Source organism: Actinomadura madurae (genome assembly GCF_047130825.1).
Taxonomy (GTDB): Bacteria; Actinomycetota; Actinomycetes; order Streptosporangiales; family Streptosporangiaceae; genus Spirillospora; species Spirillospora madurae.
In genome coordinates this window covers 5,396,112-5,417,267 of sequence record NZ_CP083237.1, presented here as the reverse complement: position 1 = coordinate 5,417,267, position 21,156 = coordinate 5,396,112, and the positions used below count along the sequence as shown (strand labels likewise).

Here is a 21,156-nt window from a genome sequence, read left to right as displayed (position 1 = left end):
TACTTGCTAGTGTCTGTCAAGTGACGACCACGAGCGACCATGTCGAGCTGGTGACCGAGCTGGTCCGGCTGCTGGAGACGCGGATCCTCGACCCGCTGGAGATCCTGCTGGCGTCCGACGAACTCCTCGGCCCGATCAGGGCGCGGCTGCGCGTGGAGGCGGAGGTCTGGGCCGCCCAACTGCTCGGCCCCGACCGCCGGCGGGCCACGCTGACCGCAGTGCGGATCATCGCGGTGCTGTTCCCCGGCGACGGGCCCTTCGACCCGCCCGCGTCGTGGTGGCGCACCGCGCTGGGACGGGCCGTGGCCCGCACGGCCGGCCACCCCGCCGTGGCGGCCGTGTCCTACTCCACGGCGGGGGCGATGCTCGGCATCACCCGGCAGGGCGTCGCCGATCTGATCAAACGCGGCAAGCTCGACAGGCACTCCGACGGTGGCGTCACGACCTCCTCCATCCGAGATCGGCTCAACCGTCTGGAGAGTGCCCGTGGCACCGCACGACATGACCATCGATGACCGTCCAGTCCGCCTTGCCGTCCGCGACCACGGCGGCCACGGAACCCCCGTCCTGCTCCTGCACGGCCTGGGCGGCACCCTGCTGCACTGGGACGCGGTCGCGCCGCTGCTGACCGGCGCGCACCGGGTCGTCGCCATGGACCTGCGCGGCCACGGGCTGTCCGGCGACGGACCGTGGGAGTGGGACGCGGTCCTGGACGACGTGCAGGCCGTCATCGAACACCTCGGCCTGGACGCCCCCCTCGTGGTCGGCCACTCCCTCGGCGGCATGCTCGCGGTGCGGTGGGCGCTGCGCCACCCGGACGGCCCCGGCATCGTCAACCTCGACGGCCTGCGCTCGGCGGAGACCGCACCACGGCACTACGCGGGCATCGGCCAAGACGACCTCGGCGCACTGCTGGGGGAGATGAAGGCCGTCTTCGACGCCCAGGCCGAGGCGATGGCGAGGCCGCTGCCCGAGGCCCACGCCGCGATGTATCCCCAACGGGCGTTGCGCACCACCGACGAGGGCGTCTTCATGCGGCCGGACGCCGCGCTGGCCGGGCAGATCAGGTACGACCCCCACTTCCAGGACGCCGTCGCGGCGGTGGCCGGCATCCGGTGCCCCGCCCTGTTCGTCCTGGCCACCGGCAACATGCCCGGCCTGCCGGGCCGGGTCGGCGAGCTCATGCCGGCGTTGCGCGCCGGCATCCGCCGCGACCTGCTCGCCCTCACCGCCGACCGGCCGCACCTGCGGGTGCTCGAACTGGCCGCCAGCCACAACATGGTCGACGAGCAGCCCGAGCAGATCGCCCGAGCCGTCCTGGGATTCCGGGCACAGACCACTCGCTAGGTGAGCGGTGCTTTCGACCGTGATGACGGATGCTGGAGCGCCATGTTGTACGGGCGTCTTCCCTTTCGGCGCGGTGCTGTGCGACCTCCACGGCGTGCTCCGCACGTTCGACCACGCCGTCCAGGACGCGATCGAGGCACGGCCACGTACCTCAGCTGGACTGCCCGACCCTGGTCGACCACCATCTCCGAACCTTCTTCACCGACACGTGACCGGCCACGATTTACGCCGAGGCGCGGATTACCTGTTCTACTGGGAGGTGTTCGGACGTGGCGTCGGATTGCTTTCCGTCGATTTGTTCGATGAGGATGGTGGCGGCCCGGTGGCCCATTTCGAAGCCCGGTACCCGGACGGTCGTGAGCGGCGGGTCGGTGTGCTGGGCGAATTCGAAGTCGTTGAACCCGATCACGCTGACGTCCTCGGGTACGCGCAGGCCCGCCGCTTTCAGTTTCGCGATGGCGCCGATGGCGAGCAGGTCATTGCCGGCGATAATGGCCGTCGGAGGCTGGGGGCGAGCGCGGATCCGGGCGGCCATCTGGGCTCCGGTGTCCGCGTTCCATTCACCTTCGAACAGGGTCAGGCCCGGGTCGAAGGCGATCCCTCTCTTCTTCAGGGCCTCCTGGTAGCCGGCGAACCTTTGCTCGATCATGGGCCAGGGGGTCGCCGTGCCGAGGAAGGCGATGCGCCGGTGTCCCTTGTCGATCAGATGCATCGTCATGTCGTACGCGCCGACACGGTTCTGGGCGGTCACGGTGTTCACCGAGGGGTCAACCAGGTCCTCGAAGACCACCAGGTTCGAGGTGAGCTGTTTGGTCTCTTCGGTGTATCTGCGGCGCACGGCCGCGTCGCCGCACAGCAGCAGCAACGCGCCGTCCACCCGGTTCTGGCGGATCGGCAGGAGCAGGCCCGAATCGAAATCCCCCGGTTTGGCGGCGTGGACGAGCACCATGTACCCGCGTTCCCGTGCCACCGCGCCGACCCCGGAGATGATGAGGTCGGTCATCGGGTCGGCGAGATAGCGTTCGTCGGGATCCAGCAGCAAGAACGCCAGCGTGTTCGTCTTCTGGATGCGGAGACCGCGCGCCTGGGAGTTCGGCGTGTAGTTCAGGTCCCGCATGGCCTTCTCCACGCGGAGCCTTGTCTCCGTGCTCATTTCGCCAACGCGTGCATTGACGACGTTCGACACGGTCTGAACCGAGACTCCCGCTAGGGCGGCCACGGCCTTGAGCCCTGATCGTTTCGCTGGCGGCTTAGTCGTCACTTGGCGATCCTCTGCATGATGCCTGCGTCACTTTAAGGTTACAGCATCATGACGGTCGGCAGCCTGGTATCAGGCCGTCGAGAACTCCAGGCGGATGCTGTTCAGGTACCTTTCGTCGGGGCGCAGCACCGGGTCCGGGAAGTGCGAGTGGTTCACCGAGTCCGGAAAGGTCTGCGTCTCCAGGGTGAAGCCGGCGAAGGCGTTGTATCGCCCTGCCGGTGCCTTCGCACTGACGCCCTGGAGGTAGCCGCCGGTGTAGATCTGGACGCCCGGCTGGTTCGTCGACAGGGTAAGGCGCCGGCCGCTGTTCGGGTCGATGATGGACGCGACCTCGCGCAGGCCGTGGCCGTCCAGAACCCAGTTGTGGTCGTAACCCGCCCCTGCGTCGGTGATGGCACGTCCGGCCCCGGAATGGGAGACCTTATCGATGTTCTTCCCGATCGGCGTGGGTGCGCGGAAATCGAACGGCGTGCCCTCGACGGCTCGCACTTCGCCGGTGGGAAGCAGCTCCTCATCGACCGGGACGTAGTACGTGCTGTTCAGCTGCATGATGTGGTCGAGGACGGAGCCGGAGGAATGGCCGGCGAGGTTGAAGTAAGCGTGGTTCACGATGTTCGCGACGGTGGTCCGATCCGTGATGGCCTCGATGTCGATTTCGAGTTTGCGGCCTTCCAGTCGATAGGTGACCTGCGTTGTCAGTGTCCCGGGGAACCCCTCCTCGCCGTCGGGCGACACCCGCCAGAAACGCACGTGGTTTCCGTCCATGTGCTGCGTGCTCCAGATCTGCCGGTCGAATCCGCGCTTGCCGCCGTGTAGATGGTTGTTTCCTTCGTTCCTGGTGACCTCGCAGACCTTCTCGTCGAGGGAGAACCTGCCCGCACGGATCCGGTTGGCATACCGCCCCGCTGTCGACCCCATGTAGTTGGGATCCGCCGCGGTCTCATCAAGAGTGGCGCGGCCCAGCACGACATCGGCGAGACTGCCGTTCCTATCTGGAACGTGAAGTTCGAGCAGCCGGGCACCCAAGTTGGTCAGCACGACCCTGCAGAAGTCGTTCTCCAATGTGATGACGTCGATGTCGAAGCCGTTCACCTGTGCGGTGTTGTTCCAGGTCATTTCGTTCCTTCCAGCAGCGGGCACAAGGTCGTTGGTCGTTCGGTCGGTTGTCAGGACCAGGCGAAGGTGGTCGCCCCTCGGGCGGGGACGTCCGCAAGGAACAGGTGGCCGGAGGCGGGATGTGCGGCGAGGTCGTCGGCCGACAGTTCGTCCCTGGCGGTCGTGATCAGCAGCCGGTCACGACCGGGGCCCACGAAGGCGACGCTCGACACGTGCGGTGCCTTCACCAGCACGGTGGCCAGGAGTTGCCCCCGAGGGGAGAAGCACCTGACCTCTCCGCGGCCCCAGATCGCCACCCAGAGGTTGCCGTCGGTGTCGACGCAGATTCCGTCGGGCGACCCGTCCCGGACACTGAAGGCCACGTGGCGTTCTCCGCATTTTCCGGAGGTCGCGTCATAGGAACGGGCCCATATGGTGCCCGGCGTGGTGTCGACCGTGTAAAGGACGGCCCCGTCCGGTGACCACGCGATGCCGTTCGACAGGGCCAGATCGTCGTCGAGAACTGAAACTCCGGCGACGGGATCGATCTGGTACAGCGACTCCCTGCGTGCGGGCTCGCCAAGTGACAGGGTGCCGACCAGGAACCTGCCGCCCGGGTCGCATGCCCCGTCGTTGAACCGGCGCCGCTCGCTTGGACGCAGGGGGCGGCTGACCTCGGTCAGGTGCCCCTCGCCGGTCAACAGGTGAACGGCATGGTGGCCGGCGACGAGCAGATCTCCCGAATCGGTGGGTGCCACCGCGCCGACCGTGTCATCGACGTGATGGGATGCCGTCACGGTGACGCTATCGCCGTCCAGCGTCCCGATATACACGTTGCCCCCGGCGATGTCGACCCAGAGCACGCGTTCACCTGTATCGTCCCAGACCGGCCCTTCCGCTAGCTGATAGGCGTCGACTGAGGCGACTTCGGCCACATACTCCTTCATTTCCCGCCCTTCCCGGTCATCGTGGATATAGCGATCCTCTATCGCAGAGAGTTCAACGAACCGTAGTGTGAATTTCCATGCGACTTTCCAATTCGGATAGGGTCGGCAGACCTTCCCAGTCGCCCCGCGTGCCGACGGTGCAGGCAGCGCAGATCGTGCCCCACCGGAGCCTTTCGGGGATCGGCAAGCCATGGCCCCGCGCCGCGAGATAACCCGCCACGAAGCTGTCACCCGCCCCGATCACGTCCAATACCGTGACGTCCATCCCCGCGATCTCGAAGAGTTCGCCGTCGGCCGCCGCGCAGGCGCCGTTCTTCCCCTGCTTGACGACCACCTCTGCGGGACCGCGTTGCAGGAGTTCCCGTGCCGCGCGCCCGGGCTCGGTCTCGTCTGTGACGAGATGGAGCTCGTCGTGGCCGACGAAGAGCACATCGATGTGCGGCAGGACCTCGCGCATATCGGCCGGCGTCGGTCCGGACAGAGCCCGGCGGTAGTTGACGTCGAAGGACACGACCGTGTCCCGTTCTCGCGCCAGTTGCAGGGCGCGGAACACGGCGGTTCGGCAGCTCGGGCTCAGGGCGAGCGTTATGCCGGTGACGTGGAGGAGGTCGACCCTGTCGAGTGCCGCGAAAGCGGCTTCGACGTCATCTGTGTCCAGTCGCGCGCCGGAACCGTGCTTGCGGTAGTACAGCACCGACACGTAATCCCTGGTCCGGTGGTCGCGCAACATGAAACCGGTGGGCACGTCCGGCGCGAATCTGGCGAACCGGGTATCGACTCCCTCCGCGGTCAGGTCGCGATGGACCCGCGCGCCGATCTCGTCCGAGCCCAGCACGCCCACCCAAGAAGCGGCATGGCCCAGCCGCCGCATCCCGATGGCGACGGTCGATTCCGCTCCCGCCGTCGACAGGTGAAGGTTGACGGCGTTCTTCAACGGAGTCCCGGCGGCGGTGGACGCCACGCCGAGGGTTTCACCGAAGGTGAGCAGGGTTGCCATGGGAACTTTTCTTTCACCGGAGCGCTGAAAACGATGGACTGTCACTGGACGGCGGACAACGCCGACCGGAGTTGGCGGGCTCGGGCAGAGAGCTCGGCAAGCGAGCCGCCTTCGGGCGCCGATCCCAGCAACGGGCTTCCCATGCCGAGTGCCGTCGCGCCCGCGGCGATATAGGCGGAAGCCGCGGAGAGATCGACACCGCCGGTAGGTACCAGAGGAATCTCGGGGAATGGATCGCGCAGCGACCGGAGATACACCGGTCCTCCCAGCGCGGCCGGGAAGATCTTTATCGCCGTGGCGCCCGACGTCCACGCGGTAAGGATTTCCGTCGGAGTGAACGCTCCGACCACGATGGGCAACGGGACAGTGCCCGCGTACTCGATGACGGGCACGCTCACTGCCGGAGTGACGAGGAACCGGGCGCCGGCGTCGGCAGCGGCCTTGGCTTCCGCGACGGTGGTCACCGTTCCGGCACCGAGCTGCACGTGGGCGGGCAGGGTACCGGCAAGCTCCTGGACGGCGGTCAACGCCCCCCGAGTCGTCAGCGAGAATTCGATGATGTGGATGCCGGAGTCCACGAGCGTCCGGGTCACGGCGGGAAAATGCTCAGCGTTGTTCGCCCGGAGAATGGCGATACAGCCGTGGTCACGAAGGGTGCCGGCGTCCAGTGGGTCCATCGGTGTCACCCTTCGCCGCGCATTTCGATGAGGACCTTGCCGCGGGGTTCACCGCTGCTCGGATCGGCCAGCACGCTCAGGGCCGATGCGAACCGATCGAGGCGGAAGCGATGCGTCACCAGCCGCGACGGCTGGAAGATCCCGCTGTTGAGCAGCCGAACCGTCTGCGCCCACGCCGCGGCCGTGTAGCTGAAGCTGCCGCGGATCCGCAGGTCGTTGTTGACGACGTCATCGACCGGCAGCCGAGCCGTCTCACCATGGCCCGAGATGCCCAGCAGCAGGACCTGGCCGCCGCGCCGAGCGGAGCGGAACGCGGTCTCGCAGGCCTCCGTGCTCCCGGCCGCCTCGATCACGATGTCGTACGCCCGTTCCTGGGGCGGCTTCACCGTGAACCGGTCCGCGCCCATGGAGACGGCGAGATCCTCTTGTTCGGGTCGCCTCCCCGACACGGTCACGCCCGAAGGGGACCACAGCCGGACCAGATGCGCGGCCAGCAACGCGACCGTGCCGTCCCCGATGACCAGGACGCTCATACCTGGAACGAGGTCGGTCTCGCTCAGCGCGCGCAGCACGACCGCCGCCGGCTCCACGAGCGCCCCGCTGTCGAGAGGAATGCCGCCGGAAAGGCGGTGGACCAAATATGCGGGTACTCGGACGGCGGGCCCCGCGGCTCCGTCCAAAGTGAATCCGAGTTCGTCGTAGTTCTCGCACAGATTGGTCCTGCCGCTGCGGCAGGCGTGACAGAACGAGCACGGCACGATGCCCTCGACGACGACGGGGTCATCGGCGGCCAGACCGTCCACCTGCTCACCCGTGGCCAGCACCTTGCCCGACCACTCGTGCCCGAGGACCAGGGGGTACCGGACATAGGCCGGGTCGAGGTCCCCGTCGATGATCTCCAGATCGGTTCCGCACAGGCCGACGAAATGCGGCTCGACGAGAACCTCGCCCGAACCGGGCGGCGGGACGACGCGTTCCTGAAGCACCAATTCGCCCGGACTGCGAACGACCAGCGCTCGGCCGCGCACGGAAGACTCGGTCATGGAAGTCCTTTCCTCACAGGAATCGGGGCCGGTGACAGCGCCGGCGATCTCAGCTTCTGCCCACGACGGGATCGACGAAGGGCAGGGCCTCAGCCGTCCGTGGAACCAGGAAGTCGAAGTCCGCGCCTTTGGGCGCTTGCAAAACGTGCTCCTGGTAGAGCGCGGGCCAGCCGCGGTGATGCCGTATCGGCTGTGGCTCCCGTGCCGCGATCCGCTCCGCAACGACCTCCGGGGGGAGATCCACTTCGAGTAGTCGCCGTGACACGTCCAATGTGACGATGTCGCCGTCCCGCACCGCCGCGAGAGGTCCCCCGGCGGCCGCTTCCGGCGCCACGTGCAACACGCAGGTGCCGAAGCTGGTGCCGCTCATCCTCGCGTCACTGACCCGGACCATGTCCGTCACGCCCTCGGCCGCGAGCCGGCGTGGAATGGGGATCATCCCCCACTCCGGGAAGCCGTCGCCGCCGCGCGGGCCGCAGCCGGTGAGGACGAGGACGGAATCCGCCGTGGCCCCGAGGCCGGGATCGTCGATGCGTCGCATCATGTCCGCGTGGCCGTGGAAGACGACGGCCGGCCCTGTGTGCCGGACGAGCCTTCGACTCGCCGCGGCCGTCTTGAGGACGGCCCCATCGGGCGCCAGATTGCCGCGCAGGACGACCAGCGCGGGGGAGTCGGTGACAGGGTCGTCCACCGCACGGATGGCCCGATCGCCTTTCGCGCCGTCCCCGGGGAGCCCCGATCGGTGTCGACGAAGGTTCGCCAGCACCGCCTGGATCCCGCCGGCCCGGTCGAACGCGGCGATGGTATGGCGGCCGATCGGCGCGACGTCGGCCAGCACCGGTGTGGCGGCGGCCGCCTTGTCGAACTCTTCGAGGCCGAGGGGGATCATCCGCCGGCCCGCCAATGCGCACAGGTGGATGACCGCGTTCGTCGACCCGCCCACGGCGGCGAGCGCCATCAACGCGTTTCGAAACGAGTCCGGGGTGAGGACCTGGTCCGGCGCGGCGCCGCGGCGCACCATCTCGACGATCAGGGAGCCGGTTTCCCCGGCCTTCGCCTCAAGCCGGGGATCGTCGAACGGCAGGGTGCTCGCGCCCGGGACCATCATGCCGAGGACCTCGGCCATCATCGACATCGTCAGCGCCGTCCCCATGACGTTGCACGCGCCCTGCGAACAGCCCAGCGCGGCTTCCAGGCCCTGCCAGTCCCGGTCGTCGATCCTGCCGTTCCGCCGCTCCTCCCAGTACTTCCACAGATCGGTGCCGGCACCCACCTCGGCGCCGTGGAAGCGGCCGGTCCTGCGGTAGCCGCCGCTCAGCTGGAGGGCCGGGAGATTGGCGCTGGCCGCGCCCATGAGCTGCGCCGGAATCGTCTTGTCGCAGTTCCCCAGCAGCACCACCCCGTCGAGAGGGTGGGCGCGGATCGTCTCCTCCACCTCCATGGCCATCAGGTTCCGGTACAGCATCGCCGTGGGCTTCATCAGATCTTCGCCGAGCGAGATCGTGGGCAGCTCCACCGCGATTCCTCCGGCCGTCTCGACCGCCGACCGCACCGCGGTGGCGAGACCGCGAAGGGGGAGGTTGCAGGGGTTCAGGTCGCTGGTCGAGTTCAGGATGCCGATGACCGGGCGGTCCTCGTGCCGGGAGACGGGACGCCCGGCCGCGCGCATGGCCGCACGATGCTCGAGCCCCACCTCGTCGTCCCGGGCGAACCACCGGGAACTACGCAGAACCATCAGATGACGACACCTGCCCCATAGGCCTCGGCCAGGACATCGAACCGCCGGTCCACCTCGCGCTCGGTCTCCGGATCGACCAGGTATCCGACCGGGCCGCGAGAGTACGTGTGCGAGAGCACCCCCTGCCTGCGCAGCAGGTGCTTCTGCACCGAGACGAACGAGTCCAGGCTGTTCTGGATCGACACGAGCGCGCTGAGCGGCCCGTTGAGCGCGTCGACCAGCGCGGCGTCCCCCGTTTCGAGGGCCTTCCACAGCGCGACCAGCGCCCAGCAGATGTCCGGTCCCGGCATCGTGCCCGCGATGCCCCGGGTGAAACTGTCCACGAGCGCCAGCCCGCCCGTGCCCTCGTAGACGCGGGCGCTGCCGTCCGTGGCGTCCCGCAGCGCGCTCAGTCGCGGGCCGATGGGCTGGGCCTCCGGCTTGAACAAGGCCCTGTCGCCGTAGTCGCGCAGCAGCCGCGCCTGCAACTCGATGGACAGCGGCCGGCCGAGGTACCCGCTGGCGTCCTGGACGACCACGGGAATGCCGACCGCGTCGAAGATTCCCGCGTAGTAGCGGAAGAGTTCGTCGTCGTCGCAAGCGGTGGCCAGCGGCGGGATCGCCATCAGCGCCGTCGCCCCGCTCGCCTCGGCGTGCCGGGCATGCCGGACGGCGGTGTGCAGGCTCTCCGCCCCGACGCTGGCGGTGACGGTGGCCCGCCCGTCGACCGCCGCACAGGTGGCCTCGGTGAGCCGGTCCCGTTCCTCGCTGGACAGGCGCAACACCTCCGACACCATGCCGAGGACGACGCCGTCGACTTTCTGGGCCAGGACCCACTCGATCTCATTCGCGAGCGCGGCCGCATCGATGTCGCCATCGGCGGTGAAGGGCGTGGCCAGCACGGGCAGGACCCCCTCGGGGGACTTGGGCATCGAAACTCCTAGAGGAAGGGGAGCGGTACGGGAAAGGTGCCGGCCGTCGTGGTGTTCCGGGAGCGGCGGCATGGAAGCTTTAACGTTCCAGTTGTACGGGACGACTCTGGCGCCGTCAACCGGCCGGCTCACCCGGGGCGGGCCGGGGACGTCGTGTCGTCGGGGAGATCGCCGATTCGCGCGTACTTCACCGGGTCACGCCGGCGCAGCCACGCGGCCCGGCCCATGCCCACCAGCGCGGCGCAGGGCAGCGTCGCCGCCATCCCGACCGTGGCGACCGCACCGGGATCGCCGATCAGCAGCCCGAAGTTGCTCAAGCTGACGGCGGCCAGACCCAGCAGACCGAGCATGCTCAGCGCCGGAGCGAGGACGGTGTGCCAGACCCGCTTGTCGGCACTCCGCCGGCGGAAGAACACGAAGACCGCCACGGACGCGATCGACTGCAGGATGATCACGCCGATGGCGCCCAGCCCGGTCGCCCACACGTAGAGGCCCCCGTAGGGATCCGCGCCGGACACCGCGAACACGCCGATCACGACGGTGGCCGTCGCCGCCTGCACCAGGCACGCGACGTGCGGCGACTGGCGGGTCCGGTGCGTGCGTCCGAGCCGTCCCCAGACGAGCCCCTGCCTGCCGAGGGCGAACAGGTACCGGGCCAGCGTGTTGTGGAACGCCAGGACCGCGGCGAAGATGCTGGTGATGATCAGCACGGACATGATGTCGTTGCTGATCGCGCCGAGCTGCGACCGCAGCGCCTTGGCGGCGAACGACTCGGGGTCGTCGCCCGCTTCCGCGACGACGCTGTCGGCCCGGAACGAGTTCGTCAGCAACCACGCCGAGATCGAGTAGAACACGCCCATGCCGATAAGAGCGATATAGGTCGCCTTCGGCACCGTCCGCCGGGGATCGCGCGCCTCCTCTCCGTAGATGACGGTGGCCTCGAAACCGATGAACGAGGTGTAGGCGAACACCAGCGCGATGCCGAGCGCGCCGCTGAACACGGCGGCCGGTGAGAAGGGCTCCCACGACAGGCCCGCCGGACCGCCTTCACTGGCCCCGCCCGTGGCGAAGATGGCCACGTCGAGGACGATGATCAGTGCGCTTTCCAGCAATAGCATCACCCCCAAGGCGCGAGCGCCGACCTCGACCTTGCGGACGCCCAGCGCCAGGCACAGCGCCGTCCCCGCCAGTGAGTAGAGCCACCACGGCAGGCCCGCGCCGAGATATCGCTGCACGAACCGGTCGACGTATGCGCCCAGCGCGCCGAACATCCCGGCCTGGATGGCCGTGTAGGCGAACAGGGCGAGCGTCGCCGCGCCCAGCCCGGGGATACGGCCGAGGCCATGCGCCACGTACGTGTAGAAGCCGCCCGCGTTGACGATGTGGCGGCTCATCGCGCTGTAGCCGACGGCGAAGAGCAGCAGGACGGCGGTGACGAGGACGAAGGTGCCGGCGGCGCCTGTCCCGTTCCCCTGCCCCACGATGACGGGGACCCCGAGCACGATCCCCGAAAGCGGGGCGGCCGCGGACACCACGAAGAAGACGATGTGCCCTGCCCCGATGGTGTTCCCGCGCAACTTCCCGCGGTCGACGGCGACACCGTCGCCGGGTGGTGTAACGGACGCACCGGCCGCGCCGGACGCGCTCTTTTCTCGCAGCCACATTGATCTGCACCTCGTTCGCGCACTGGATTGTGGGCAGTAGGAATCGGAGTTCGTTGAAGTGGGAGGCATGCCGCCTGGGTTCACGACACCGTCCGGGTTTCCGGACACCGCAGCGAATGGCGGCGGCCACGTTGTTCTGGTCGGCGGCTTCTTACATCCGTTTGCCGACCTTGACGACGCCACGCAGCGACTTCTGCCGCATCGCCCAGTTGCGGAGGCGCTTGAGGCCGGGGTGGCTGGCGAGGCGGTCGACGATGTCGAGGCGCCCGCCCGCGTTTCGGGCGGTGACCCGGGGCCTGGGCGTGCCGGCCAGATCGGCGATGACGGCTTGGGCGGCGTTGTGCCCGCACGCCCCCATGACCGCGCCACCGGGATGCGTCGCCGCTCCGCACAGGTACAGACCCGGCACGGGTGTCTCATAGCCGCCGAGCCCGGGAGCGGGCCGCGAGGAGAACAGCTGGTTCAGCGACATGGCGCCCTGGAAGATGTTTCCGCCGGTGAGCCCGTAGTCGCGCTCCAGATCGAGCGGCGTGATGGTGTAAGTGCCCACGATGCTGTCCGCCAGGTTCGGGGCGTACCGCGCCAACGAATCGATGACGGTACGGGTGAACTCGTCCTTTCGGGAATCCCAGTCACCCTCGGCGAGCGTGAACGGCAACTGCTGGATTCCGGTCGAGATCGTGTGCATGCCAGAGGGCGCCACGCTCGGATCCGTCGCCGAGGGAATCAGCAATTCGATGGGATAGCCGGCGCACAGTTCGCCCCGCTTCTGGGCATCCCACGCTTTCTCATACGCGGACCGTGTCCCGCCGAGAAGGGTGAACCCGCGATGCTGCGGTCCCGGCCCCGGAGGCAGACCGTGGTATCGCGGCAGTTCGTTCACCAGCAGGTGGACACGCGCCATGCTGCCCCGGAAGTCGAGGGACTCGACCTTGTCCCGGACCGACCCGTCCACCGCGTCGGGGCCGAGCAGATCCAAGTAGGTGTGCTTGGTGTCCGCGCTGGAGACCACGACATCGGCGGCGAGGAGTTCGCCGCCCGAGCGCACGCCCCGGACCCGCCCCCCACTGGTCACGATCTCCTCGACCTCGGCGTTCGTCCGGATGACCGCGCCGGCCTCGCGCGCCGCCGACGCGATCGCGTCGGAGATCGCGCCCATCCCGCCCCGGGCGAAACCGAACCGGCCGAACTCGCCGTCGTACTCTCCCCACGAATGGTGGCTGAACCCATAGGCGGTCCCCGGATCCATCGGACCGGCGTACACCGACACCAGCGCGAAGAACGTGAACAGGCCGGACACGAGATCGTGGCTGAAGTAGCGCCGCAGCATCGAGTCGACGCTCCCGGTGACGAACTCGTGCCAGAGGTCGATCTCGCCCGCGTTCTCGAATGCGCCGATCAGCTCGCTGAGCGAAGGCGGCTCGGCCAGCAGGTACGGCTCGACGAGCTTGGCGAATCGGCGGAACCGGATGCCGAACTCGATGAACCGGTCGACGTCGCGTTCGCCGATCCGCTCCAACTCCTTGATGGTGCGGTCGATCTCCGGCCATACGAAGAAGTGGTCGCCGTCTTCGCCCATGACGAAGTTCATGACGTCGGTGGTGTACATCTCCAGCGAATGCCGCTCGAGCTCGAGGTCGCGGATAATCTGCGGGCGAAGCGAGGAGTTGACGTAGGCGCAACTCGAGAACCTCGCGCCCGGGATGAGTTCCTCGGTCACGCAGGCGCCCCCGACGACGTGCCGGCGCTCCAGAACGGTCACGTCGTGCCCGGCCTTGGCCAGGTAGGCGGCGGCCACCAGGCCGTTGTGGCCGGCTCCGACGACGATGATTCTGCTCATGTGGTGCGTTCTCCGATCGAACGGCGCCGGCGGCCCGCTAGCGGGGGAGACCGGCGGCCTGGGGCGCGATAGAGACGGATGCTCCCCGCCGGGGCACCCCGGACGGGGATTCCCGGACGCGGGCTCTTAGACGAGGGAGGTCGGGACGGACGGACTCCGGCCCGGGGAGTGGAGAAGGCGTCTACTGTGACGTTAAAGCTCATTAGATCCACCGGGGCGGGTCCTGTCAACCACCTCGTGAGCTGGGGTTGCCCGCGAATCGGGTGTCAACCCGTCGGCGGGGTTGACAACCCGGGCCGGACGCGTCTCTAATCCTTCTTTAACGTCACAGTTGGCCATCCCGGGACGCCGGGCGGCCCCGATCGCCGACCCGGAGACCGGGGCGCCGACCTTCCTTCACTCTCATCCACCGACCCGCTGGCACACCTGGCCATCGGCCTCGGCGAGGTCGTCGAGCGGCACCGAGCTCACTTCGGCGGCGCCGAACTTCTACGGAGATTCCATGTCACATTCAGTGAGGACGTCCGCGGCCGCCCTGACCCGTCGCCGGATCCTGCGGTTGGGCGCCGCCGGTGCCCTGCTGGGGGCCGCGTCCGCCTGCAACGTCGCGCCGAGCCGTGACTCGTCGAAGACGCTGACCGTGGGGTTCTCGATCTGGGACACGGCGATCCCGTTCGCGGTTCCGCTGGCCGCCGCCCTCCGGGAGGCGGCGCGCCGGGCGAAGATCGATCTGAAGCTGGTGTCGGCCGCCGGCGATCCCTCGGTCCAGACCCAGCAGGTGGCTCAGCTGGCCGCGCGGAAGGTGGACGTGGTCTGCGTGACGCCGCTCGACGTCGTCGCGATCCTTCCCGCCGCCAGGTCGGCGAAGCAGGGCGGCGTGCCCGTGGTCGGGGTGGGCGGCACCATCGAGGGATTCCCCTACCTCGGCGCCGACGACACCGAGTTCGGCAAGCAGATGGGCAAGCTGATCCTGCAGGCGCTGAAGACGAAGAACATCCAAGGGCAGAAGAAGATCGGGCTGCTCCGGGGCCTGGCCGGGGGGAGTCCCGACAGGGATCGGTTCAAGGCCATCACCGAGACGCTGGCCGCCGACCCGAGCGTGAAGATCGTCGCCGAGACCGCGACGGACTGGTCCGCCGACAAGGGCCTGACCGGAACGCAGAACATGCTGCAGCGGTTCGGCAAGGGCGAGATCCATCTGATCCACGGATTCGGCAGCGGGGTGGAGACGCCCGGAGCCAAGTGGGCCCACACCCAAGCCGGGCGTGACGACGTGCTCTTCACCGGTGGCGAGCTGCCGAAGTCGACGCAGGAGGCCATCACCGCGGGCTGGACGTACGGGGTGGTCATCCAGGACCCGACGAGCCTCGGCCAGATGGTGATGAACGCGCTCCCGCGGATGGCCCCGGACTTCACGAAGACCCCCGCCGACGCGGTGCTGCAGCTACCGGTGTGCACCAAGGACAACCTCTCCCAGTACAGGGCCTTCTGACATGACGGTGGGAACGAAGGCATCCGGGCCCCCTCTTGAGGCCCAGACCGGGCGCGCCGCTCTCCGGTGGCTGGCCGGCACGTGGGACAGGTTCGGCTCCGGCATCATCCTGGTGCTGCCCGCCCTGTTCCTCGTCGTGGCGAACCCCCAGTTCCGGGACGGTGAGAACCTGATCAACGTCCTGCAGCAGGCGTCGATCATCGGTGTGATCGCGATCGGCCAGACCATGGTGCTGATCCTCGGCGGGTTCGACCTGTCGGTCGGTGCGGTCGCCGCCATGGCCGGGGTCGCCACCTACCTGTTCTTCGGCGCGGACCCGTCGCCGGGCGCCATCGTGGGCGGCATCGCGGGCGGCCTCCTGCTGGGCGCCCTCATCGGGTCGGCGAACGGGTTCATGATCGCCAAGGTCCGGATCAACCCGCTGATCGCGACGCTCGGCGCGATGAGCCTCGTGCGCGGGCTGGTGCTGATCGTCAGCGACGGGAAGCTGGTGTACGCGCAGGGCAGCGCCGCCGGGTTCGCGAACCTGGTCCAGGGCAGGGTCCTCGGGGTTCCGGTGTCCGGGCTGATCTTCCTGCTCGTCACCGTCGCCGGGTGGGGCGTCCTGCGGCTGACCGCGTTCGGGCAGTCGGTCTACGCGATCGGAGGCTCCGAGCGGGCGGCCCTGCTCTCGGGGATCAAGGTGGCGCGCATCAAGGTCATCACCTATGCCGCGTGCGGCCTGCTCGCGGCCGTCGGCGGCCTGATGCTGGCCACCAGGACCGCGTCCGCGCTGCCCAACGCGGCGACCAACTACGAGTTGCAGGTCATCACGGCCGCCGTGATCGGCGGATGTTCGCTCAAAGGCGGCAAGGGGTCCATCTGGGGGACCGTCCTCGGAGTGCTGATGCTCGCCGTCATCGCCAACGGCCTGGATCTGTACGGGGTGTCGGTGTTCTGGCAGACGGCCGTCACCGGTGTCGTCCTGCTCATCGCCGTGACGTTGAGCGCGATCGGCGAGCGGTACCGGACGCGGGGAGCGTGAGGCCGTGCTGGAGATGAGGAACATCAGCATGAGGTTCGGCTCCAACCAGGTCCTCGGCAACGTCGACCTCACCGTGGAGTCCGGGCGGATCCACGCCCTGTGCGGAGCCAACGGGGCGGGTAAGTCGACCCTGATGAAGGTGCTAGGCGGCCTGTACCCGTCGGCCGAGGGCACCATCAGCCTGGACGGCGTCGAAACCAGGCTCCACACCCCGCGGCAGGCTCTGCTGGCCGGGATCGGCATGGTGTACCAGGAGTTCGATCTCGTTCCCTCGCTCAGCGGGGCAGCGAACATCCTCCTCGGACACAACACGACCCGGCGGCTCGTCCCCGGCCTGCGCTACTTCAGCCGCGGCGCGCTCCAGCGGCAGGCGGAGCGGTTGAGCGCCCGATACCGGTTCGATGTCCCGTTGACCCGTCCGGTCGAAGAGCTCACGGTCGGCGCGCGGCAGCTCATCCAGGTCTTGAAGGTCCTCGCCCAGGACTCGCGCGTGGTCGTCTTCGACGAGCCCACGGCCAGGCTCACCGCCACCGAGCGCGCGGCTCTCTTCGCGGTGATGCGCAGGCTCGCCGGGGAGGGCAGGTCCGTCATCTTCATCTCCCACTACCTCGAAGAGGTGCTGGAGATCAGCGACCACGTGACGATCCTGCGCGACGGGAGGAACGTGTTCGACGCGCCCGCGGCGAGCGTCACCACCGCGCAGATCAGCCTGCACATGGTGGGACACGAGGTCGAGAAGCGGGAGTTCTCGCGGAACACCCCCGGCGGAGTCGTCCTGAAAGTCGACAAGCTCAGTTGCCGGCCCCATTTCTCCGGTGTCGACTTCGAGGTACGCGCGGGGGAGGTGGTCGGCCTGACGGGCATCGTCGGGTCCGGCCGGCAGCAGCTGGTCCGCGCTCTGGTGGGCGAGGCCAAGTCCGCCGGGACCGTGAGCCTGAACGGCGTTCCCGTCTCGACCCGGTCGCCGCAGTCGGTGGTCGGACGGGGCATCGGCTTCGTTCCCGAGGACCGCCGGCTGGAGGGCATCGTCCCGGACCGGAGCATCGAGTCGAACGTGATCCTCGGGACCCTTTCCACGGTGAGCCGGGCAGGATTCGTCGACCGCAAGGAGGCCCGCAGACGTGCCGCGGACGTGATCGACGTCCTTTCCGTGCGGTGCACCGGCCCGGGCCAACCCGTTTCCCAGCTCAGCGGAGGCAACCAGCAGAAAGTGCTCCTGGGGCGCTGGCTGGAGGGGAAGAGCGATGCCCTGGTGCTCGAATCCCCCACCGTGGGCGTCGACGTGGTCGCCAGCGACGAGATCCACCACCACATCCGGCGGCTCGCCGGTCAGGGCAAGGCGGTTCTCGTCTCCACCGACGACCTGGAGGAGCTCGAGCGCATCGCCGACCGCATCCTCGTCATGGTCCGCGGCCGGATCGTCGCGGAGTTCCCGCCCACGGTCGCCAAGGATCACCTCATCGCCACGCTGGGCGGATCCGACCCCTCGTCACCCTCGCAGAAGGAGCACGCATGGCCTCCGTCATGACGGTCACCGGCCCCGTCGACGCGTCCGAGCTGGGGATCACACTCAGCCACGAACACCTGCTCATCGACCTCACCGGCTATGTCGAACGGCCCGCGTGGGCCAGCCGTGCGGCGTTCACCGACGAGAAGGTGCAACTGCACAATCTCGACCGGATGCGGCGCAACCCGTACGCGAACCTGGACAACTGCCTCCTCGGGGACATCGACACGGCCGTCGAGGAGATCCAGCAATTCCAGCGCCTCGGCGGCCGCACCGTGGTCGATGTGACCAACGCCGACATCGGACGGGACCCGCTCGGCCTCCGCGAGATCGCCTTCGCGACCGGGCTCAACATCATCGCCGGCTGCGGTCATTACGTGCACGCCGCGCACCCCGCCGAACTGGCTTCACGGCCCGCCGACCAGATCGCCGGCAGGATGATCACCGACCTCACGACCGGGATCGACGGCACCGGCGTCCGGGCCGGGATCATCGGCGAGATCGGCACCACCGACCCCCTCGATCCGGCCGAGCGGAAAGTGCTGGAGGCGGCCGCCAAGGCGCACCTGGAGACCGGAGCGGCCATCTCGATTCACGTGCATCCGCCGACCCGGTACGCCCACGACGTCCTGGACGTGCTGGAAAGTCAGGGCGTTTCCCTCCGCCATGTCGTGCTGGGTCACATGGACGGGACGTTGGCGCACACGGACATCGTCCTGGACGAGGCGGTGGAACATCACGCTTCTCTAGCCGCACGCGGGTGCTACATCGAGTACGACCTGTGCGGCAACAACGGCTATTTCGAGCACAACGGACTGGCGTGGTGGCTGCCGTCGGACCAGCAACGGGCAATGGCCCTGCGCCGTTTGATCGACAGGGGCCACGGCGACAAACTGCTGCTCTCCCACGACGTCGGGCACAAGCATTACCTGACCAAATACGGCGGCTGGGGCTACGGCCACATCCTGCGGACGATGACGAAGATCATGGCGGCCTGCGAGATCACCCAACAAGAAATGACCGCGATGATGGTGGACAACCCGGCCCGCATGCTGACCGCCGCCCCCTGAGCGAACGCCCCTGACCGACCGAGCGGGTCGCCATCCACGACGAACACAACATCACCCGCTCTTCCTTGTGCGCGATCTCGGGGCAGCGTGCTCACTGAGAGCGTCTGGAACCGAGCCGCACCCACGCGTCCGGGCGCTCCAGGCAGTCTGTGGAATCGGGCTTCAAACCTGCGTACAGCAGGCAGTGCACGATCGCGTCGTGGCACGAGGCGAAGCTCGCCAGCACCTCGCGGGCGGTGGAGTCGGCATCGGGGTCGTAGCCGGGGTGCAGGTCCCATTTGACCCGTCGGCCGTCCTCGGCAATGTGCCCCTGGCTGCCGCTCTTGGGGTTGGCGTACATGCCGTAGGCGAACGTCCCTGCCGTCACCATTTCCAGCACATCGACAGCCCGGTACGCCCACGGCTGACCGATCACGCAGCCGCCGGGAACATCGGTGACGCCGACGATGTCTCCCTCACCGCAGAAATCCTCCTCGTACCACGGCGCCTGGTCCTCCACGAGGATGACCTCACCGACGGGCAAGCGTTGCATCGCCTCGACGGCCGTCAGGCCTGCTACGCAGGCCACCGAGAACCCGTCGTAGGAAATGCCGGAGAACACCTCGGCCAGCTGTGGTCCAGCATCGGCCATCGCCCGTTCCCGATCGGTGAGGGCCTGGTCTTCGGGGATCTCGAACAGGTCACCAAATGAGCCCCCCAGGCTGAGCCGGCCCGGCGACCAGCCGTCCATCATCGGCCGCCACGGATCGGCGCCCAGTTCAGCCAGTACCAAAGCGTTGTCGTCGCGGTGGTGGTAGACGGCGTTCCACAAAGCACTACGGCCCCTACAGAAGGCGTCGAGGTCACGAGCGCGGCTTGCCAGCTCGAACACCACCTGGGGCGAGCCTTCCCGCGCGGCCATGTGCAGCGGGGTGTCGAACATCCACAGTTCCCCCAGGGGGTCAGCCCCCGCCTCCAGGCGCAGCAGGACCTTCTCCGGGTCAGTGAAGTCGCCGTGGACGATACCGGACCAGTCAGCCTGGCCTCCGGCCATGATCCATCCCCTCTTGCAGCTCAACACCTGCCGACGGCCGAGGACACACAAACTCCCCCGCACCACCGGCACAAGCATGCCGCCACCCACTGACAACATCCCATCGCCATCGCCACCAAGAACGCACCACGCGACAACCAGAGCGTGATTCCCCACCGAACAGGCCGCGCTTGAAGTGCTCAACCTGGTCATCCGCAGCTCGCTCAAAGGACGAACAATTTTCAGACGCCCAACGTGCGCTATGAGGGGCGGTGATGGTCCACGACCGTTCTGGCGCCATCGGGGTCGCCTCCATGGAGGTGTGTAAGTTCAACCTGGTCAGAGGGTGTTACGCCCGTGAGGTGAGACGTCATCGCAGGATGCTGCCATATCGCGGATTAGTATCCTTGCGTGATGGGCGTCGAGCGAAGTTCCCGTGACGAGTCGCTCCCGGTCGAACGCGGAGGACAGGAAAGTCTGGAGCGGCTCGGCAAATACCTCGGCAGGGGCATCTTCAGGCCTGGATTGTCGTGCTCGGTGGCGGCGTGCTCGGCCGAATGCCGGGTAAGGACGACGACCACACCGACCCGCTGCCCGCGACCGAGGGCATAGCGCTCATCGCGTCAGTGCTTCTGCTGATCGCCGCCGCCGTCTCGTTGACCTATGCATACCTGCCGATCCGCAAGACAGGGAAGCACTGGTTCCTCTACGGGCTTGCTGCGTCACTCACCATTCTGGTGATGCGGTTTCGATCACCTTCGCGGGTGTCTCCACCCCTGGGTGAGGCTCCGTCCACCCGCCTGACGTGGCAAAAGGGCGAGTATGCCGCCGTGGCCTGCGCGCGGTGCCGGCCCCGCAGCCCGTACTCGGTTCGGCGAGTGCGTCGTCGGGCGGTCGCAACGCGCGTCCGGCGCGCCACGGGCATGGCGAATGATTTTGGTGCGTTCCACAAGGTCGTCGCGTTGTGGCCCGGGGTCGCGGGTCCGGGTGATTCCCGTGCTGTTGACCCTCTAGATGATCTTAGATAGATTCCGTTGTATTGGTACGCTCGGTGATGTGGTGATAAGGGTTCGTGGCCGGACCATTCCAATCTGGAAAGGGTTGTTCCAGCGTCTCTCCGGGGAATATCGCCGGAGTGCATTGCGCGTTCAACGCGATCGCCGGCGGCCTGTTGAGGGCGGCGCCGGAGAACCGGTGCCGACCTCGCTCCCACAGTGATCGGAGAACCAATGACGATCTCGCTCACCGACCAGGCAGGCGTCGACGCGCAGGACGAGTTCGACCTCGACGTCCGGGTCTCGGAGCTGTCGACGTCCGCCGAAATCCTCGACTGCACTGACTCCTGTCCATGCTTCACCGCCCCCTGCCAGTCCACGCCGACCTGCCTGGAAGGCATCTGATCAGCCCTGGGCGCGGCGCCTGGCACGGGTGACCCGCGGCGACCGCGTCGGACGTTCCGGCGCCGCGCCCTCGGCGGATGGCCGTCCGGTCGGAGCACCGGACCGATTTCAGCCGGCCGCCCGACTCGGGC

At 68.1% G+C, this 21,156-nt stretch carries 18 protein-coding genes; 7 read left to right on the top strand and 11 right to left on the bottom strand.

Features of this window, described 5'->3' with window-relative positions:
* The first annotated feature begins 20 nt into the window (after nucleotides 1–20).
* A complete protein-coding gene (locus tag K8Z49_RS24480; RefSeq protein ID WP_021592807.1) occupies nucleotides 21–515 on the top strand; it encodes a hypothetical protein in 495 nt (164 codons plus the stop codon).
* A complete protein-coding gene (locus K8Z49_RS24475) occupies nucleotides 487–1,347 on the top strand; it encodes an alpha/beta fold hydrolase (protein WP_412515310.1) in 861 nt (286 codons plus the stop codon). The genes K8Z49_RS24480 and K8Z49_RS24475 overlap by 29 nt, the downstream gene beginning before the upstream one ends.
* 223 nt (nucleotides 1,348–1,570) lie before the next feature.
* Here K8Z49_RS24475 and K8Z49_RS24470 read toward each other — a convergent pair whose 3' ends face one another.
* From K8Z49_RS24470 to K8Z49_RS24425, 10 genes are all read right to left on the bottom strand, one after another.
* Nucleotides 1,571–2,566, bottom strand: a complete 996-nt coding sequence (locus tag K8Z49_RS24470; protein WP_075021582.1) for a LacI family DNA-binding transcriptional regulator — start codon at nucleotides 2,564–2,566, stop codon at nucleotides 1,571–1,573.
* Nucleotides 2,567–2,677: 111 nt separating this feature from the next.
* Nucleotides 2,678–3,724: an aldose epimerase family protein gene (locus K8Z49_RS24465; RefSeq protein ID WP_075021581.1), complete on the bottom strand. Its 1,047-nt coding sequence runs from the start codon at nucleotides 3,722–3,724 to the stop codon at nucleotides 2,678–2,680.
* Nucleotides 3,725–3,774: 50 nt separating this feature from the next.
* A complete protein-coding gene (locus K8Z49_RS24460) occupies nucleotides 3,775–4,650 on the bottom strand; it encodes an SMP-30/gluconolactonase/LRE family protein (RefSeq protein ID WP_075021580.1) in 876 nt (291 codons plus the stop codon).
* 52 nt (nucleotides 4,651–4,702) lie between these two features.
* Entirely contained in the window at nucleotides 4,703–5,647 is a 945-nt protein-coding gene (locus K8Z49_RS24455; RefSeq protein WP_075021579.1) for a sugar kinase, read from the bottom strand.
* 41 nt (nucleotides 5,648–5,688) lie between these two features.
* On the bottom strand, nucleotides 5,689–6,324 hold the full coding sequence (locus tag K8Z49_RS24450; protein WP_075021578.1) for a bifunctional 4-hydroxy-2-oxoglutarate aldolase/2-dehydro-3-deoxy-phosphogluconate aldolase: 636 nt from the start codon (nucleotides 6,322–6,324) through the stop codon (nucleotides 5,689–5,691).
* Nucleotides 6,325–6,329: 5 nt separating this feature from the next.
* On the bottom strand, nucleotides 6,330–7,367 hold the full coding sequence (locus tag K8Z49_RS24445) for a zinc-dependent alcohol dehydrogenase (protein ID WP_412515309.1): 1,038 nt from the start codon (nucleotides 7,365–7,367) through the stop codon (nucleotides 6,330–6,332).
* Nucleotides 7,368–7,416: 49 nt separating this feature from the next.
* Nucleotides 7,417–9,102 carry a dihydroxy-acid dehydratase gene (locus K8Z49_RS24440; RefSeq protein WP_412515308.1) on the bottom strand — a complete coding sequence of 562 codons (1,686 nt, stop codon included), beginning with the start codon at nucleotides 9,100–9,102 and terminating at the stop codon, nucleotides 7,417–7,419.
* Nucleotides 9,102–10,016 carry a dihydrodipicolinate synthase family protein gene (locus tag K8Z49_RS24435; RefSeq protein ID WP_412515307.1) on the bottom strand — a complete coding sequence of 305 codons (915 nt, stop codon included), beginning with the start codon at nucleotides 10,014–10,016 and terminating at the stop codon, nucleotides 9,102–9,104. Before K8Z49_RS24435 ends, K8Z49_RS24440 begins: the two co-directional genes overlap by 1 nt.
* A 128-nt stretch (nucleotides 10,017–10,144) precedes the next feature.
* The gene (locus K8Z49_RS24430; protein ID WP_021592817.1) at nucleotides 10,145–11,680 is read right to left on the bottom strand and encodes an APC family permease; all 1,536 of its coding nucleotides are present in this window, start codon (nucleotides 11,678–11,680) and stop codon (nucleotides 10,145–10,147) included.
* A gap of 151 nt (nucleotides 11,681–11,831) precedes the next feature.
* Entirely contained in the window at nucleotides 11,832–13,520 is a 1,689-nt protein-coding gene (locus K8Z49_RS24425) for a phytoene desaturase family protein (protein ID WP_412515306.1), read from the bottom strand.
* A gap of 502 nt (nucleotides 13,521–14,022) precedes the next feature.
* On the opposite strand from K8Z49_RS24425, the gene K8Z49_RS24420 reads away from it, so the two are divergent.
* From K8Z49_RS24420 to K8Z49_RS24405, 4 genes are read left to right on the top strand one after another with little or no spacing between them, the layout of a single operon-like run.
* Nucleotides 14,023–15,012, top strand: a complete 990-nt coding sequence (locus tag K8Z49_RS24420) for a sugar ABC transporter substrate-binding protein (RefSeq protein WP_081842460.1) — start codon at nucleotides 14,023–14,025, stop codon at nucleotides 15,010–15,012.
* A gap of 1 nt (nucleotide 15,013) precedes the next feature.
* On the top strand, nucleotides 15,014–16,036 hold the full coding sequence (locus K8Z49_RS24415; protein WP_412515305.1) for an ABC transporter permease: 1,023 nt from the start codon (nucleotides 15,014–15,016) through the stop codon (nucleotides 16,034–16,036).
* A 13-nt stretch (nucleotides 16,037–16,049) separates the two neighbouring features.
* Nucleotides 16,050–17,564, top strand: a complete 1,515-nt coding sequence (locus K8Z49_RS24410) for a sugar ABC transporter ATP-binding protein (RefSeq protein ID WP_412521155.1) — start codon at nucleotides 16,050–16,052, stop codon at nucleotides 17,562–17,564.
* Nucleotides 17,549–18,613: a phosphotriesterase gene (locus tag K8Z49_RS24405; protein ID WP_412515304.1), complete on the top strand. Its 1,065-nt coding sequence runs from the start codon at nucleotides 17,549–17,551 to the stop codon at nucleotides 18,611–18,613. Before K8Z49_RS24410 ends, K8Z49_RS24405 begins: the two co-directional genes overlap by 16 nt.
* Before the next feature lie 91 nt (nucleotides 18,614–18,704).
* Here K8Z49_RS24405 and K8Z49_RS24400 read toward each other — a convergent pair whose 3' ends face one another.
* Nucleotides 18,705–19,646, bottom strand: a complete 942-nt coding sequence (locus K8Z49_RS24400; RefSeq protein WP_412515303.1) for an ankyrin repeat domain-containing protein — start codon at nucleotides 19,644–19,646, stop codon at nucleotides 18,705–18,707.
* Between the two features lie 1,208 nt (nucleotides 19,647–20,854).
* On the opposite strand from K8Z49_RS24400, the gene K8Z49_RS24395 reads away from it, so the two are divergent.
* Nucleotides 20,855–21,025 carry a hypothetical protein gene (locus tag K8Z49_RS24395; protein WP_021592823.1) on the top strand — a complete coding sequence of 57 codons (171 nt, stop codon included), beginning with the start codon at nucleotides 20,855–20,857 and terminating at the stop codon, nucleotides 21,023–21,025.
* Nucleotides 21,026–21,156: the final 131 nt, after the last annotated feature.